At 47.2% G+C, this 17,590-nt stretch carries 15 protein-coding genes; 9 read left to right on the forward strand and 6 right to left on the reverse strand.

Features of this window, described 5'->3' with window-relative positions; genetic code table 11:
• Positions 1-23 precede the first annotated feature (23 nt).
• From J4N39_RS11520 to csdA, 7 genes are all read left to right on the forward strand, one after another.
• Positions 24-599 carry a YajG family lipoprotein gene (locus J4N39_RS11520; protein WP_252019408.1) on the forward strand — a complete coding sequence of 192 codons (576 nt, stop codon included), beginning with the start codon at positions 24-26 and terminating at the stop codon, positions 597-599.
• Positions 599-1,141, forward strand: coding sequence for a peptidylprolyl isomerase (locus tag J4N39_RS11525; RefSeq protein WP_252019412.1), 543 nt, complete (start codon positions 599-601; stop codon positions 1,139-1,141). Before J4N39_RS11520 ends, J4N39_RS11525 begins: the two co-directional genes overlap by 1 nt.
• A gap of 53 nt (positions 1,142-1,194) precedes the next feature.
• Positions 1,195-2,565, forward strand: coding sequence for an AmpG family muropeptide MFS transporter (locus J4N39_RS11530; protein ID WP_252019415.1), 1,371 nt, complete (start codon positions 1,195-1,197; stop codon positions 2,563-2,565).
• 362 nt (positions 2,566-2,927) lie between these two features.
• On the forward strand, positions 2,928-3,704 hold the full coding sequence (locus J4N39_RS11535; RefSeq protein ID WP_252019418.1) for an outer membrane protein OmpK: 777 nt from the start codon (positions 2,928-2,930) through the stop codon (positions 3,702-3,704).
• Positions 3,705-3,823: 119 nt separating this feature from the next.
• Complete coding sequence (gene panE, locus J4N39_RS11540; protein WP_252019421.1) at positions 3,824-4,720, forward strand: 2-dehydropantoate 2-reductase; 897 nt, start codon at positions 3,824-3,826, stop codon at positions 4,718-4,720.
• Positions 4,710-5,309, forward strand: coding sequence for a DJ-1 family glyoxalase III (locus tag J4N39_RS11545; protein ID WP_252019423.1), 600 nt, complete (start codon positions 4,710-4,712; stop codon positions 5,307-5,309). The genes panE and J4N39_RS11545 overlap by 11 nt, the downstream gene beginning before the upstream one ends.
• A complete protein-coding gene (gene csdA, locus J4N39_RS11550) occupies positions 5,309-6,499 on the forward strand; it encodes a cysteine desulfurase CsdA (RefSeq protein ID WP_252019426.1) in 1,191 nt (396 codons plus the stop codon). The genes J4N39_RS11545 and csdA overlap by 1 nt, the downstream gene beginning before the upstream one ends.
• Positions 6,500-6,510: 11 nt before the next feature.
• Here csdA and csdE read toward each other — a convergent pair whose 3' ends face one another.
• The 4 genes from csdE to J4N39_RS11570 form a co-directional block, all read right to left on the reverse strand.
• The gene (gene csdE / locus J4N39_RS11555) at positions 6,511-6,939 is read right to left on the reverse strand and encodes a cysteine desulfurase sulfur acceptor subunit CsdE (RefSeq protein ID WP_252019428.1); all 429 of its coding nucleotides are present in this window, start codon (positions 6,937-6,939) and stop codon (positions 6,511-6,513) included.
• A gap of 298 nt (positions 6,940-7,237) precedes the next feature.
• A complete protein-coding gene (tcdA, locus tag J4N39_RS11560) occupies positions 7,238-8,041 on the reverse strand; it encodes a tRNA cyclic N6-threonylcarbamoyladenosine(37) synthase TcdA (RefSeq protein ID WP_252019431.1) in 804 nt (267 codons plus the stop codon).
• A 70-nt stretch (positions 8,042-8,111) separates the two neighbouring features.
• Positions 8,112-9,221, reverse strand: a complete 1,110-nt coding sequence (gene mltA / locus J4N39_RS11565; RefSeq protein ID WP_252019433.1) for a murein transglycosylase A — start codon at positions 9,219-9,221, stop codon at positions 8,112-8,114.
• A gap of 113 nt (positions 9,222-9,334) precedes the next feature.
• Positions 9,335-9,736 carry a DUF2850 domain-containing protein gene (locus J4N39_RS11570; RefSeq protein WP_252019435.1) on the reverse strand — a complete coding sequence of 134 codons (402 nt, stop codon included), beginning with the start codon at positions 9,734-9,736 and terminating at the stop codon, positions 9,335-9,337.
• A 147-nt stretch (positions 9,737-9,883) separates the two neighbouring features.
• Here J4N39_RS11570 and argA point away from each other — a divergent pair, with 147 nt between their 5' ends.
• Entirely contained in the window at positions 9,884-11,212 is a 1,329-nt protein-coding gene (gene argA / locus J4N39_RS11575; protein WP_252019437.1) for an amino-acid N-acetyltransferase, read from the forward strand.
• A gap of 263 nt (positions 11,213-11,475) precedes the next feature.
• Positions 11,476-11,700, forward strand: coding sequence for a hypothetical protein (locus J4N39_RS11580; protein ID WP_252019439.1), 225 nt, complete (start codon positions 11,476-11,478; stop codon positions 11,698-11,700).
• A gap of 52 nt (positions 11,701-11,752) precedes the next feature.
• Here J4N39_RS11580 and recD read toward each other — a convergent pair whose 3' ends face one another.
• Together recD and recB are read right to left on the reverse strand one after the other, a co-directional pair.
• Entirely contained in the window at positions 11,753-13,795 is a 2,043-nt protein-coding gene (gene recD / locus J4N39_RS11585; RefSeq protein WP_252019441.1) for an exodeoxyribonuclease V subunit alpha, read from the reverse strand.
• Positions 13,788-17,381 carry an exodeoxyribonuclease V subunit beta gene (gene recB, locus J4N39_RS11590; RefSeq protein ID WP_252019444.1) on the reverse strand — a complete coding sequence of 1,198 codons (3,594 nt, stop codon included), beginning with the start codon at positions 17,379-17,381 and terminating at the stop codon, positions 13,788-13,790. Before recB ends, recD begins: the two co-directional genes overlap by 8 nt.
• Positions 17,382-17,590: the final 209 nt, after the last annotated feature.

A 17,590-nucleotide genomic window follows, 5' to 3' on the forward strand; every position in this document is an offset into this window, starting at 1 on the left:
GGCATTAAGAAAGGAATACTCCAATGAGAAAACTGATCATCGCTGCATCTATCCTTATGTTGGCAGCCTGTGTTTCTCCTCAGCAAAAAGAAGAGCAAATCGACATCAACCCACAACCTGCTCTTAGCAACAGCCAACTTGTTGATGGTGTGAATTTTACACTTAAGAGTAAAGATCTGCGTACCGCCCAGTACGTGGCTCTAGTGCAAAGTGGACGTAAGAGCACGCAACCAATCCACGCCCGTCAAAACCTTCGCGTTGCCATTGAAACTGCGCTTTATGAGCAGCTTGTCTCACAGGGTTTCCAAATGATGGTTAACAGCAACAACACCCTAACCATTGATATTGAGACGGCGCTTGTCAACGTATCTAATACCTTGATGGAAAACGCAATGGATGCTGAAGTGGTACTTCAGCTTACTGCAGAAACCCCTAAAGGTAAGTTTGTTAAGACTTACACTGGCACAGGCACCAAGACCGGTGCGATGGCAGCATCGAATGATGAAATCGCTATGGTGCTAAACGATGTGATCAACCTAGTGCTTGAAGAGATTGCTAACGACCAAGAGCTAATTGCTTACATGAAGGAACGTTTCTAATGCGTAAATTTCTTCTGAGTGCTGCACTGCTTATTTGTGGTCCAGCGATGGCACAGTCTGTCTTATTTGAAACCACATTGGGTGATTTCACGGTTGAACTTAACCAAGATGATGCGCCAATCACGGTTAAAAACTTCCTGCGCTATGTTGAAGATGGGAGCTATGAAGGCACGATCTTCCACCGTGTTATTCCTGGCTTCATGGCCCAAGGTGGTGGCTTCAATGACAAATTGGAACGCCGCGAGACTTACCCGCCAATTAAAAATGAAGCGAGCAATGGCTTACAGAATAAGGTCGCTACGATTGCAATGGCTCGCACTGACAAACCACACACCGCAACACGTCAGTTCTTTATTAACTTTAAGGACAACGGCTTTTTAGACTACGCCATTGGCAACGATGGTTATGCGGTATTCGGTAAAGTGACCCAAGGCTTCGAAGTCGTTGAGTCAATGGCGACTAAGCCAACGACTAACTACGGCCCAATGCAAAATGTCCCTCGCACACCAATTGTGATCAATAAAGTGACACTTCAACCTTAAAACCAATCGCTGGCAACTCTTGCCAGCATTTTTCTATGCATCAAGGAGTGTGCATGTCTACACACCAATCTTGGGCGGAGACCATCCGCAGTTATTTAGATAAACGCCTGTTGTGGGTATTCATGCTCGGCTGTTCTAGCGGATTTCCTTGGGTACTCATCGGTTCTAACATGTCAGGTTGGCTGAAAGATGCAGGGCTCACTCGTGCTGCTATCGGTTACTTTGGCTCGGTATTTGCCGTTTATGCCATCAACTTTTTGTGGGCACCACTTGTTGACCGAGTCAAACTGCCACTGCTGCATAACTCACTTGGTCAGCGCCGCAGTTGGATACTTCTCTGTCAATCCATTGTTCTGATTAGCACCTTATTCATTGCTGGTGTCGACCCGGCCAATAGCCTCATGTTCACCTCAATGCTGGCACTAGGCATTGCTATTGCTTCGGCAACCCAAGACATCGCTATTGACGCCTATCGAATCGATACTTTCCCTAAATCGCAATCAAGTAAGCTGCCTCAAGCCTCAGCAATGGCCGTAATCGGTTGGTGGACAGGCTATTCTGTTCCTGGCTATCTCGCCTTTATCAATGCCGACAGCATTGGCTGGAATGGCGTCTATTATGGGATGGCTGCCATTGTTGCCCTATTGATGCTCTTTACCTTGCTCGTCGGTGAGCCCAACACTCAACGAGAAGCACTACAAAAAGAGGCAGAGGAAAGACACAGCGCTATGGTTGGTTCTCGCGCCATGGCATGGATCACGGTCACCGTGGTGGAGCCTTTCCTTGATTTCTTCAAACGCAACGGCGTTCAAGTCGCGATAACGCTGCTGCTGTTTGTATTCCTATTCAAGATTGGTGAGGCTTTCCTTGGTCGTATGTCGATTACCTTCTATAAAGAGGTCGGTTTTAGCAATGAACAGATTGGCTACTACTCTAAGCTGATTGGTTGGGGCGTTACGATCTTCTTTACTCTGGTTGGCAGCATGTTTAACGTACGCTTTGGTATCGTCAAAGGCTTGATGATTGGTGGCATTGCTATGGCATCGAGTAACTTGATGTTTGCTTGGATTGCACAAGTTGGTCCGAGTGAAGACCTTTTCCTAGCAGCAATTTTGGTCGATAACTTCACTTCAGCGTTTTCAACCGTGGCCTTCGTATCCTTCTTAACCGTACTCACGGGACAAGCATTCTCTGCGACCCAATATGCACTGCTTGCTTCTTTGGGTAACTTCGGCCGAACCACACTCGCCTCGTTTAGTGGTGAGTTAGTCGATGCGCTTAATGGTAACTGGACACTATTTTTCGTTATCACAGCGGTCATGGTAATTCCGAGTCTGGTGATGCTCTACTCACTGCGCCATTACTTTCACGATCTTCTTGAGCGTAGAAAGAAAGAAGATGAGCTAGAAAAACAAACCAACTAGCCAGTCATAAAATCTTACAACTTAAACACCAAGCCAGCTCCTGTGAGCTGGCTTTTTTCGTTCAGCCCTACAAAACCATACATAGATCACATTTGTTGATCACTTATATTATTGAAACTATGAGCGAAAACGTTTATCTGTCCCGATTTGGCTTGAGAATACACAGTTCAAGCCTATTATTACCCCGATTTTACTTAGTTCCATCCAAAACACTATAACGTGATCTAAATCACGAAAACGATTGCTTTATTGCAGAAATTCGACTTTTAAATTAGACAGAAGTCGCTATTATACGCACCAATCGATAACGATGGTGACGAGTAACACACCATTACATTCACATATTGAAAGAGTATTTCCCCATGCGTAAATCAGTTCTAGCTCTTAGCCTTGCGGCAGCAGCAGTAGCAGTTCCAGCACAAGCTGAATACCTATACGGTTTCGGTGGCATGTACGTTGACCACCAAAGCTGGGACCACGGTCCAAATGCAATCAAAAATGCTAACGACCGTAACCAATTTGTTGTTGGTATCGAAGGTGGTGCAGGCTTTACTTGGGGTGAACTATACGGTTTCTACGATTACGAAAGCGTTGAAAAGAGCTCAGACAAGCGTAAAGCCTCTGTAAAAGGTCAAGCGCACGTTTACCTAGGTGACACTGGCGCAAGTCTTTACGCACAAGTTTACAACCACGACAATGCACAGCAAAGCGAGCAAAACCGTGTTATCGGTCTTGGTTACACGAAACTGACTGGCGACAACTACTGGTTCAAGCCTTGGGTTGGTGTTCATGAAGTTAATGCTTGGTCTAACTTTGGATTTGGCGACTTCAACTTTAACGGCATGAACGGCTACATGGCTGGTTGGTCTGCAGGTTACTCATTCCAAGCTATGGGTCAAAACTTCACTCTTGTAAACTGGAACGAGATTGAGTTTGACCGTGCTGACGCTTACGCTGAAGAAATGGGCGCTAAGACGGGTCTAAACGGTGCTGCGATGCTTATCTGGAACGTAACAGATAACTTCTCTACTGGTCTAACTTACCGTTACTTCCAAAACAAGCTAGGTGTTAAGAAGGCACTTAACGACGGCGAAGCATACGGTGACGCACTAATCTACCGCGTACAATACAACTTCTAATTTTAGTTGTATCATTGCTTAAAAATGGCGCTTTTAGCGCCATTTTTTATGCCTATAACTTGGCATACCCTCTCCCAATCGCTATCCTTTCGCCAAGATAATTTTGCTAGGCAATCCCTTTGAATATTACCCTTGTTGGCCCTGGTGCTATCGGCTCACTGTGGGCAGTCAAACTTGCTCAGGCAGGGCACAACCTCTCCCTTTGGCGCAGCAAATCAACACCTAAGACAGCGATTTCTCTAGATGATCAAACCCCAATAGCGTTTATAAGCAATGATATTGACTCTCTGCAGCAGTGTGATTTGTTGTTAGTCACGGTAAAGTCGTGGCAGTTAGCTAACGCTGTGCAGCCGTTATTGAAGCACCTAGCCCCAGAGGCCATCATTCTGCTAATGCACAACGGCATGGGAGCCGTCGATAAATTCGCTAACTTAATTAACCAACATCCGGTTGTATTAGCGACGACCACACAGGCCGCTTTAAAATCTGATGTTAACTCAGTAAAACATACGGGTTGGGGAGCCACTCAACTTGGTGGCTGGAATGACCTAGGGAAGAAGTGTGATTTTCTTGCCGAGGTACTGAACCATGCTCTACCCGAGGTGACTTGGAATTCAAATATTGAACAAGCACTCTGGGACAAACTTATCATCAACTGTGCGATCAATCCGCTCACTGCTATTCACCAAGTTCCTAATGGGGATCTTGCTGCAGAGAACTATCGCGAGAACTGGACCCAAGTGGTTAATGAAGTGCACCAAGTGATGACTAAGTTGGGGCTGGTGTCAGACCTAGATAACCAGCTAAAGCGAGTGGAACAAGTGATCCACGCCACAGCCAAAAACTTGTCATCGATGCACCAAGACATCGCCCACCATCGCCGTAGTGAAGTAGACTTTATTAACGGCTATGTATGCCAAGTTGCCAAGCAGTTTGACCTAGCTACCCCGGCAAATTTATCGCTTTATCAAGCGATCAAAGACATTGAACAGTCATGGAGTCATCATGAGTCATAAGATTTTAGTGCCAATCGCTTCAGGCACCGAAGAAATGGAAGCAATCACTATCATCGATATTATGGTGAGAGCGGGCTATGAAGTAATAACCGCAAGTGTTGAGGCGGATGGCAGCCTAACGATGAAGGCTTCTCGTGGTGTGACCCTAACTGCAGACTGCCGCTTAGTCGATGTGGCAGATGATGAGTTTGATGCCATTCTCCTGCCGGGCGGTGTTGGCGGCGCTGAGACTTTCCGCGACAGTATTTTACTGACCGAGATGCTTAAACAGCATATGTATGATGGTCGCCTAATGGGGGCAATTTGTGCAGCGCCAGCACTGGTTCTACAACACCATAACCTATACCCTCAAGCCTTGATGACTTGCCATCCGGCATTTGCAGAATCTATCCCAGAGCACCTCTACCGAGTCAAACGTGTGGTGGAAGATATAAACCATAATCTACTCACCAGCCAAGGACCGGGTAGTGCGCTGGAGTTTGCGATGGAAGTAGTGATCAAGCTCTCTGGCAAGGCGCACGCATGGTCGATTGCCGAACCAATGGTGACCTTACCTAACCTTAACTATCACGATCTAGGTCGAGTCTAATGAAACAGGTTAGAGCGCAATTTCCTGCGATTTCTCAGCAAGATCTAGTCTATTTAGATAGCGCTGCGACAACACAAAAGCCGCAGGTAGTTTTGGATGCTATCCAGAACTACTACCAGCAGCAAAATGCCAACGTGCATCGTGGCAGTCATAGTCTAACGGCTGGGGCGACCACACTATTTGAAAATGCGCGACAAACCGTATGTGATTTTCTTAACGCTGCCTCAAGCAAAGAAATTATCTGGACTCGCGGTGCAACAGAAGCGCTTAACCTAATTGCTCAAACCTATGCTCGGGCAAATCTTCAAGCCGAGGATGAAATTCTCGTCAGCGAGATGGAACACCATGCCAATATCGTGCCTTGGCAGATTGTAGCGGAGCAGACTGGAGCCAAAGTCGTCAAGATACCGATGACGGCTAAAGGCGAGTTGGATCTAGATCAGTACAGTAAACTCCTAAGCAAGAAAACCAAAATTGTTGCAGTGGCCCATGTCACCAATGTTACGGGTTATCGTCCACCCATCGAATCGATGATCGAACAAGCCCATAAAGTGGGCGCCGTTGCTGTCATCGATGGTGCGCAAGGCATAGTCCATGAAGAGGTCGACGTTCAAGCTCTTGATGCCGACTTCTACCTGTTTTCAGGTCATAAACTGTATGCTCCCACGGGCATCGGGGTTCTTTATGGGAAACAAGCGCTACTGGAAGCCATGCCGCCTTGGCATGGTGGTGGCAAAATGGTGGAGAAGGTTTCATTCTCTGGCACCACCTTTACCGAGCTACCGGGTAAATTTGAAGCAGGCACGCCAAATATTGCAGGCTCGATAGCGCTAGCTGAAGCGATCCGTTGGTATCAGCAGTTTGACCGCCACGATGTAGAAGCTCACCTACATACTCTGCAACAAACAGCAGCAAAACAGCTCGCTAAGTTGGAAGACCTGCGTCTGCTTGGTTATCAAGCAAGTGCCTCGGTGCTAACGTTTGTAGTGGATGGTGTGCATCATCAAGATATCGCCACCTTGCTTGATCAGCAGAATATTGCCGTGCGTGCGGGGAACCACTGCGCTCACCCATTAATGGATGCGTTTGGAGTAACGGGGACGGTGAGGGTGTCGTTTGGTATCTACAACACCCTTGAAGATGTGGAACGCTTAGTGAGCGCTATGGAGAAAGCGCTCGACATGCTTTAAATGTAACTCGGCTATACCGCCACTTGCTTTATCTGTTCGACAATCGCTTTAAGCCCATTGCCACGCGATGGGCTTAGATGCGCAATCAGACCTAGCTTGTCAAAGTAACTGTCAATATCAAATGCTTGGATTTCTTGGCTAGTTTTACCTTGGTAAGCTGCCAGCACTAAAGTAATCAAACCACGCACAATTCGAGCATCAGAATCGGCACACCAGTACCAATCACCATCAATATTTTCGCTGACCAGCCAAACTTTGCTTTCGCAGCCGGATACGGTCACTTGATCTGACTTTAACTCTTCTGGCATCGCAGGGAGCTTTTTGCCCCACTGGATCACTTGACGGTAACGATCTTCCCAACCTTTGAAACCTTGCATAGTGGTTTCGATGTCGGTTGCGGTGATTTCGGTGCCGAATGGGGTGATTGGGAAGTTTGACATGGAGTTTTGCCTTTTTCTCGTTCCCACGTTCTGCGTGGGAATTTGTATTGGAATCACTATTGCTACTTTACCTGAACTTAGGTTTGGTGTGCATTCCCGCGCTGGAGCGTCGGAATGAGTTGACTCATGTGCATATGGTTAGTTCTTTTTAACCCCCTCTAACTCCCCCTTGAAAAGGGGGAGGATCAAATTAGCGCAGTATTTATATAGTGCGCCTGACAAATCCCTCCCCTTTTCAAGGGGAGGCTAGGAGGGGTTAAAATGCGATCTTACCGAGTTTGACTGCCTTAAAGTTTCTCTACTTAGCAACACTCAACTTCTCAACAATACGAGAAACCGCCACAAAACCAAAGGTGGCAGTCACCACCGTCGCTGCACCAAAGCCGCTTGCACAGTCCATACGCTTCGGGCCTTCTGCTGTCGACTTCACGCCACATACCGTGCCATCGGCCTGCGGGTATTTAAGCTGTTCAGTGGAGAATACGCAATCAATACCAAACTTACGTTGTGGGTTCTTACTGAAATTGTAGAATCGGCGTAGATTATCTTTGATCTTACGCGCCAACGGGTCTTGCACAGTACGAGACAAGTCTGCCACTTGGATCTGCGTTGGATCAATCTGACCACCAGCGCCACCTGTGGTGATAACCTTAATCTTATTGCGCTTACAGTAAGCTAAAAGCGCAGCTTTAGCTTTAACGCTATCAATAGCATCAAGCACATAATCAAAATCTTTGCTGATGTACTCAGCTTGGTTGTCCGGCGAGATAAAGTCATCAATCAGATTCACTTTACACTCAGGGTTGATAAGCTTAACTCGCTCCGCCATGACTTCGATTTTACTTTGACCGACAGTACCAGTCATCGCATGGATCTGGCGGTTAATATTGGTCACACACACGTCATCCATATCGATGAGAGTCAATTCACCAACACCTGTTCGAGCCAGCGCTTCAACTGCCCAAGAGCCTACGCCACCAATGCCAACCACACATACGTGAGATGCACGTAGTCGCTCCACTTGATCGTTGCCATAAAGGCGGCGTGTACCACCAAAACGTTGATCATATTGCTCAGAAGCAGGAGTCATAGATTGTTGCATTGGTTACCCTTAGCTACAGCAGCTGAAAATAAAAAAGAGTGCGTTTTATACGCACTCTTGAGTCAAATGTCTACTGCTGTTTTTGTGGGGGTATCGCCCAAGGCGCTTGAGTTGGAGAGCTTTGCAAACCAAGCTTCCACACCCGACCAAAATGCTTGTAGTGTCCAGCTTGTGTACCCGCATGTGCCCCCATGCCGTGGTACAAATCTAGATGGTTTTGTTTCACCGCTCCACCAGTATCTAGCACAATCAACATACGCAGCTCATGTGCCCCGCTCCACGTGCCATCAGCATTAAGCAGCGGTACTTCTGCCAAAATAGGGGTGCCCATCGGGAAGATAGAGCGATCACCAGCCACAGAAGCCATTGGCATTAAAGGAATGCCAGCGGTACCTGTAACGGGCGCTGCGTCTTGCGGCGTGAAAAAGACATACGAGTTATTTTGTTCTAGTAGCTCTTTAACCGCAGGTTCTTCTTGGCTCAATACCCACTCTTTAATAGCTTTTAGCGACATCTTTTCGCGAGCAACCTGCCCACGTTCAATCAAGACTCGACCAATACTGGTATATGCGTGACCATTCTTACCACCATAAGCAAAATACTCTAGCGTATCGTCATCGCCAAAATGAACAAAGCCACTGCCCTGCACTTCCATAATGAAAGGGTCAATCATATTGGCGGCATAACCCAATTCGAGCCCTTGCCCCTCGAGTGCACCATCATTAATTTGCGCACGCGTCGGGCAAGCTTTATCACAATCAGGTTTGGCATAAACTGGGTAACGGTACTCGTCGTCTGCTTGATGGCGCAGTTCGATCACTGGTGAGAAATAACCTGTGAACAGGACATTGCCTTTATCATCGCCACCGCCTAACTGGGCTATCTGAATACCATAATTACCTAGATCGGCAGGGTCACCACTTTGCAAAGCCCAAGCTTCTAGTTGCTGATACAACGGCTGATAAACACTGGCCATAGAAGGAGAACGCTCAACCACCTGTTTCGCCTGCTGCGAGAATGCATTGAGATTTCTTGGCGCATTAGAATGAACGGTTTCGGCTTTATTGAGGGTTTGGCTAAATTCACCATCAAGGTACTGTTGCCCTCGGTCTGTTGGCGGTTGCTGCGCACAGCCAGTAATGGCAATAGCCACACCGATAGATAGGATTTTTTTGAACACGAACTGAATTCCATTAGTTAGATAAACTCAGGATGACAAAGGGAAAAGCAGCGTGCAAGAAGGTTTTTGTAAATTCGAATGATGTGGGCAAGAATCACCCACACCCTATCCATCTACGGCTCGGTCACATTGATAAATGTAGATTCATAATGGGCAGGCGCTATTCGCCGAAGCTTAGTCATGGCCTGATCGACCACTCGAAACACATGTCGCTCTTCCCCCAGCATAAATGAGAGTTCAACACCATCAAACTTATACTCGGAGCTGACCAAACGCCGATCGACGTAGACACCATCGGCGGTCACAACAAACGAGTCGGCAGCATAACCTGCAACATTTTGCTCCACCCACTCACCAAGAACTTTCTGCTGATATAAAGCCAGTTGTGCTTGCTGCTCTTGATAGACGTGATATCCGGCAAAGCCTACGCCGACTAAAATCGAGGTCAGTAGCCCCCAAATTCGGATATAGTAAAAAAACTCACGCTTAGTTTTTGGAACAGCGCTGTCACTCATAGTTCTCAACATTAATGGTTAAACTCTTTTAAGCGTAATATAGGCATACAAACTTGAGACATTTATTTTGCAATTTCATCGAATAATTATTGCGAACCAATGAATCTTTAGTCATTATTATCGCATATTTAAACAAGGAAGTTAGCTGTGAAAATAAGAAGTACTGCTCTGGTCAAAGGCTTCCGCCAATCGGCTCCTTACGTCACTGCTCACCGCGACAAAATCATGGTGATCATGTTAGACGGAAATGCCTACCAAGACCAAAATTTTAACAACATTATCAGTGATATCGCCCTGTTGCATAGTCTCGGAGTGAAAATTGTACTGGTTCATGGAGCAAGACCTCAAATTAACCACAGCCTTGAGCAAAAAGGAATTAATTCAAGCTATCACAAAGGGATACGCATCACAGATGAGCAGACTTTATACCAAGTGATGCAATCTGCTGGTCAAATGCAACTCGATATTACTGCAAGACTATCGATGTCTATGAGTAATACCCCAATGGCAGGTGCTCAGCTTAATGTCGTCAGCGGCAACTTTATTACCGCCCAACCACTGGGTATCGATGAAGGTATCGATTACTGCCACAGTGGGCGGATTCGTCGTATCGATGTTGATGGCATTACCCGCATGCTCGACCTTGGCTCCATCGTACTGCTTGGCCCTATCGGTAGCTCGGTGACCGGCGAGAGCTTTAACCTTCCTTCAGAAGATATTGCAACCCAAGTGGCAATTCGACTCAAAGCCGATAAGTTGATCGGCTTTAGCTCGCAACATGGTGTACTTAACGAAGCTAACGATGTCATTGCCGAGCTCTTCCCACACGAAGCCCAGCAGTGCTTAGAGCGACTAAGCCCTCAAGAGCAGCAATCAGGCTCAGCACGATTCTTAAAAAGTGCGATCACCGCCTGCCGTGCGGGTGTTCCTCGTAGCCACTTAGTCAGTTATCAGCTTGATGGTGCTTTAATCCAAGAGCTTTTCTCGCTCGACGGGATTGGTACCCAAGTGGTGATGGCCAGTGCCGAGCAGATCCGCCAAGCAACCATTGATGATATCGGTGGTATTTTAGATCTTATCCAACCGCTTGAAGAACAAGGTATCCTGGTACGTCGCTCACGCGAGCAACTAGAACAAGAGATCCATCAGTTCACCATCATAGACAAAGATGGGCTGATCATAGGGTGCGCCGCCCTCTACCCGTATCCGGAAGAGCAATCGGCAGAAATGGCTTGTGTTGCCATTCACCACGACTATCGCGATGGCAACCGTGGCGTGCACCTGCTCAAGCATCTACATCAGAGGGCCAAACAATTATCGCTGAAGAATTTGTTCGTATTAACCACACGCAGCTTGCACTGGTTCTTGGAGCAGGGCTTTGTTGAAGTAGATGTATCGGCCTTACCGAAACAAAAACAGGGCTTATACAACTTCCAGCGCCGATCTAAAATCTTGCAACTGGAAATACAATCTTAAAAATTGCAGTTCCGATATTTAAGCCCATGAAATATAGTCAATTTATTAATTTCATTAATTTCTGACGAAATATTGACTATCTTTTCACCACCACACTGGTACAATCACGCCCGCTGCACTTACCGTGCAGCGTTTTTTATGGGGTCATTTACCCTTACCACACGGAGGTTTGGTCAACCGCACTTAATTGGCTTTGCTAAATTTAAGCCATTTCGCTGACCATCATGCTTGGATGCTAGCTATCACTATTGCGAGCATTGATAATGAAAACCATCATTTGTAATTCAGCACAAAGCTTCTGGGATATGGCTGACAACCAATTTCTCGAAGGACAAGACGTGCATTGTGTATTCCCTGTTGATGAGAGCATGAAGCGCTTTATCTTGTCGTACCAAAAGCGCTGCAATATCAAAAATATCTCTTTTTCTGATGTTTTTGAACGCCCATTGATGCACTCAACCGTTCAACCTGCTCAAGCCGCTAACTAAGCGCCGCTGAGCAAATTGAATTGGCGCCATGGATGGTGATTAACCTAACAACTTATCCCCTAAGTTGCTGCGCTAAACCACTGCTTCGCTGAGTTTTCAGTCGCACCGCTCTTCGCAACACCTCATCACTACCAAATAGATCAAGCTGCTTTTTCGCACGAGTCACACCTGTATATACAAGCTCTCTGGTCAAAATAGGAGAGGGCTTGGCTGGTAGCACCATAATGGCGTGTTCAAACTCACTGCCTTGAGACTTATGAATTGTCATTGCATAAGCAGTTTCGTGTTCAGGCACTCGACTTGGCAACACTCGTTTGATGGTGCCATCGGGCAGCTCAAAATAGACTCTAAGCCTTGGCAAGGGATCACTGCTATCAAGTAAACATAAACCGATATCACCATTGAATAGGCCCAGAGCAGGGTCATTTCGAGTCACCATCACAGGCTTACCGTGATACCAATGCTCCTCACCTGTTGGGATCTTCGATTTTCGCTTTAGCTGTGTTTCTATTGCAGCATTTAGCCCTGACAAACCACACTCCCCCTCTCTAACCGCACATAACACCCGACATTTAGCAAAGGCATTAAGCGCCTGTTGGGCTATCGCATCGGTGATTGGCTGCTGAGAGATGTCTAGGTAGGGCGTGTAACCAGTCACAGCTAAATCAACCATGGTTCGGTAAGTCTCTTGGCTCATGGGGTGCTTTGCAATGTCTGCAAAGCCTTTGTTCCATATAACATCAAGATGATCTGATGTGCCTGCATTGATCGCTTTGGCTAATTGACCGATGCCAGAGCGCGCATCGAAACGATAGCTTTTTTGCAGCATACATAGGCAATCACTCATCGCAGACGCTTGGGGCTGGGCTTGCGAAGTCAGAGCATCAAACCCAGTTAAAGTCGCCAACAATTTAGCGTGCTGGGCGGTGTAGCCATCGCTCAAAAAGCTGCAGATATCGCCAAGCACTGCTCCAGCTTCAACCGATGCCAACTGATCTTTATCGCCAAGTAGAATTAACCTAGCATGAGCTGGCATCGCTTGGGCGAGCTTATACATCATGGGTAAATCCACCATGGAGGCTTCATCCACCACCAGCACATCAAGATGCAATGGATTGTCTTTGTTATGACGAAACTCAGCGCTACCCACCACAGAACCTAGCAAGCGATGCAATGTGCTGGCTTCGGTCGGGATAGCTTGTTTGGTCTCTGGAGCCAATGGAAGCTCGTCAATGGCGCTACCTATCGATTCGGTTAAGCGGGCAGCCGCTTTACCTGTTGGCGCCACTAGCTTTATGTCTAACTTCTCATCCGCTTGCTGGACCAATGCGGCAAGCAACTTGGTCACAGTGGTGGTTTTGCCCGTGCCCGGCCCACCTGATATCACAGTAAATCGGCGGGTCAATGCCGTCGCTGCAGCCACCTTTTGCCAGTTTAAACAAATAGATAAAGGCACCAACACATCTAGCTTAGCCAAATCCTTTACTGACTTTGCACTCATAAGCACTTGGTCGATGGTAGGCCAATCCAACCCTTGTGAATCCACCACATCGAGCAAGTCACACACCAACTGTTGTCTTGCAACTTGCGAGCGTTCTTGACCATGGGTTAACGCATTAAATAGATACTTATACTCTCGGCAAAACAGGATATCTAAATCCTGACGCAGTTTGGTTTGCTGATCACCAGTGAGTGCAATTGATTGGGCACACAGACTCAAAAAGTCAGCCAGTTCACTCTCATAACGCCAATAACGATTGAGATAAAGACTGTTGTCTCTTAGTACCAGCGGGGTCGGTTTAGAGCCATCACTGACGCACTCTGATTCTTGCAGTGCTTGCTGCCATAACGAATGGGAAAAACGTGCTTGTAGCCGTTCACCGGAATCTCCGAACAAACCAAAACGCTCGGCAACATTTAAATCATCAAGCGGTACACAGATATGCCCTTTGCCAAGCTCAAAGCTCACCAAACCTGCAAGAAACCCAACCAACTCAGGCTGCTTAGTTTCGAGTGATGCGATAAACTGACCAAACTGGAGATCCAACTGGCGTACCACGCCAACGTGGCAAAGCTCTTTTAAGGTATTAAGCATGGTTTACCTCACCATCAATCAACGTATCTAACTGCTCAATAAATGCCTGTTGAGGCTGGGTAAAGAACACCCCATGGTCACCTTGTCCGTCCATACCTCGCAAGAATAGGTAGTAAACACCGCCAAAATGGGTGTTGTAGTCATAATCTGTAATGCGCGATTTCAAGAAACGATGCAGGGCTAGCGCATAGATTTGGTACTGTAAATCATAACGGTGATCGGCCATCGAATCTTGCAATGCCTGACCGTGGTAATGCTCCACTGTGTCACCTAAAAAGTTGGATTTCCAATCCAGAACATAAAACTTACCGTTGCTCTCAAACACTAAATCAATAAAGCCCTTGAGCATGCCTTTCAATGGCATAAAACCGAGCGCTCCTGCTTGCTTGGACAGCTCATCAAACTGATGCGCTAAAGGGTTAAACTCTGCTGATGACAAGATCTTAATCGGCAACAAGAACTCCATTTCAACCAATCGTTGAGATTCAGGGATCTGATTGAGCACTATCGATGTCGGTGCCAGTGGTGTTGCTAAGACGTTATCCACCAATTGAGTTAATACAGGCAGCCACTCTGCGTCATATTGCTCGCGATCGAGCAGATCTTGGATGATCGCCTGAGTCTGCTCATTGCTAGCAGGTAAGTTAAAGTCCACTTCTTCAAAAAGGGTGTGGAGGAAGGTGCCCGGTCTTGCCCCTTTAGGGAAGGTAAAAATGGTTCGCTCTTCATCCAAGTTATGCCCTAGATCTTTAGCGGCTGCGTCTTCATCAATCTTAACCAGATCAAAATCCGAGGCATTTTGCTGACCATGACTGCCTTGCTTGACCAGCCCTGAGTAGCTGCTGATCCGCCAATCTCGCTCCACTTTGCCAGCAAATTGTTTGGCGGAAAGCTTAGGCATTTCCACTTGCTTGGCCAGATACGGAAACTCTGGCGGTGATGGTAGGCTAACATGCGCCATCACAGGTTGATCTTTGATTAACTCATCGATACAGGCCGATAGTTCACTTGCCGATTTGCTCTCACCTTTTTGGATAAGGTAACCAATGGCACTTTTTTCAACCCCTGTTGGGTCTTTTGATGAACGGCCATTACGGATCGGCGTTAGTCCAACATAGCAGCCGTACACGGCGCGGGTAAGCGCAACATAAATTAGGCGCAAATCTTCTGCGATTCGCTCTTGGTCGGCTTGCTCAATAGACTCTGGCGCTTTGAGCAAATCAACCACAGTATGGCCTGACTCTTGATCATGATAACGCCCTTCACTCGCGGCACGGTAAGCACAGGCAAACGGCACAAAGACTAAGTCATACTCAAGCCCCTTTGACTTGTGAATGGTAACGATTTGCACCAGGTTACTTTCCGATTCAAGGCGCTGAATTTGCTCATCACCACCAGTTGCTAGCCCTTGCTGAATGTCATAGATGGTTTCCGCCATCCAACGCACTAGTGCGTGATCACTTTCAACATCCATCGAGGCTTGTTGCAACAGTTCGGCCAAATGGAGCAAATCGGTCAATTGACGTTCGCCATCTTGTTGGTGCAATAAACGCTCGGCGATATGATGCTTCACCATCACCGCACGGATCATCGGCATCACACCACGCTGTTGCCACAGCAAGCGGTAATCTCGAAACTCATTGAGCAGACTCTCCCAGCGGTTCTCATCTCGATTTAGCTCATCAAGATCCAATGTCGACATGGCGATCAACTGACTCGCGAGGCAAGCACGCAAAGTGCGATCATCCTCAGGGTTAAGTACCGCTTGCAGCAGTCTCAGTACGTCAAAACTCATGTTGCTGGCAAACACACTGTCTCGATTAGAGAGGTAAACACTGGCAATACCTTGCTCCGCCAGTGCTTTTTTCACCATTTTGCCCTCGTGCCCCGTGCGCACCAGTACAGCAATATTGCCCGCTTGAATCGCCTGTTGTTTTTCGCCTTTGGCCAGCCAAGCTTTTTTATTGTCTGCCGATGTCAAAATATGCTGGATCTGAAAAGCAGTCGCATCGGCTAACTGCTCTAGATAATCCCCTTTCGCAACGGGTTGCATCTCTTCATCTTCATACAGCCAAAAATTCAACGCCGCTTGGGGCTGACCATCACATACCCACAGCTTTTGATCTGCGCCCGGCGAAGCATCGACTGGATGAAAAGGAATGTCTTGATCGTAGATAAAAGGTTTATCTGCGTGAGCAAATATCCCGTTGACTGCCGACACCATCGCTGCCGTCGAGCGCCAGTTTGTGCCTAAGGTATAGTGATCGCTCACTTCATTGCGGGCACGAATATAGGTAAAGATATCTGCACCACGAAACGCATAGATCGCCTGTTTAGGGTCGCCAATCATAAACAAGCCGCACTGGTTGTCAGGCAGATAGATACGACTGAAAATGCTGTACTGGAGAGGGTCGGTATCTTGGAACTCATCGATCATAGCCACCGGGTACAGTTTACGTATCCTCTCAGTAAGCAGACCTTGTTCATCCAGATCGACCGCAGCGCTTAACTGGGTCAATAGATCATCAAATGAAAGCCAGTTACGCTCACTTTTGGCTTTTGCCAACATGGCACGACACTCCACCACGGCATGAGATAGAAGTGGCTCTTTCAGACTCGATGAATTCGCTAGAAACTCGTGGATAGCGACAAAAACGGCATGGCGAGGCGGCTCGCCTTTTGGCGTTTTATCGATTAAAACCTGTTGGTCAAAGCGCTCTATGTTGCTAGGTAGGCGTAAACCTGTGTTGTCATCTGCAGCCCACAAGCATACTTGCTCAAACCAGTTGGGCAAAGATTTCTTGGTGTAACTGCGTTTGTTCACCCCTGATGAGGCAATAATGTCCAACAGATCGTCTTGCGACTCCCGCCATAAACTTTTTAACGCTTTGATAGAGGCGAGTTGCTCTTGGTGAGCCGCTTCCAACCCACCTTGTAGTGGTGAGATATTAAATTTCACTTCGCTGCCAGTCAGGTAAGGGGCGACTTCAGTTAACAGGGCTTGTGGCGTTGTCCAGTAATCTCGAACTTGGGTAGATAGCTCCAAGCCTAGCGGGTAGAAGTGTCTGCGCCAGTAATCGGCCACGACTTGCGCTTTAAGCTGACTTTCATCAGTGACAAACTCATTGTTAAAACGACTGCCTGATTCGAAAGCATTTTGCGTTAGCATGCGCTGACAAAAGCCGTGGATAGTATAGATGGCCGCCTCGTCCATTTGACGCTCGGCGTTGAGCAGTAGCTGCTGAGCATAGGCCTTATCTTGCACTTGCTCCAACAGTGGCTTTATCACAGGGTCTTCGCTGTGTTGGCGAGCAAAAGCCAAGCGAGCCTGGTGAATGCGAGCTCGGATCCTGTCTTTAAGCTCAGCTGTTGCTGCTTCGGTAAAAGTCACCACCAAGATCTTATCGACTGTTAGTGGCATTTGATGGCGACTATCATCACTGCCGTGCCCAAGCAGCAGGCGTAAATACAGACCAGCAATGGTAAAGGTCTTGCCCGTACCAGCAGAGGCTTCAATCAAACGAGCGCCATGCAACGGAAAAGTCATGGTATTGAGTGCGCTCGGGCTATTTGTTACCGATGTCATAGGAATTCTTTCTAACCAAATGTGATCAATCACTTAAAAATTAAAACGTCCAACGTTTTGGCTGATTTTATGCGTAGTTGATGCGATCTCGCTCACGGCATGAGTATCATTTTCTCACTAATATCTCTCGCATCGAATTTGGGTACCTCTGACCCTGTGGTCGTACAGCAAGCACCCTACACATAATAATGATTTGCTGGCGACCACCA

Source organism: Vibrio sp. SCSIO 43136 (assembly GCF_023716565.1).
Classification (GTDB): domain Bacteria; phylum Pseudomonadota; class Gammaproteobacteria; order Enterobacterales; family Vibrionaceae; genus Vibrio.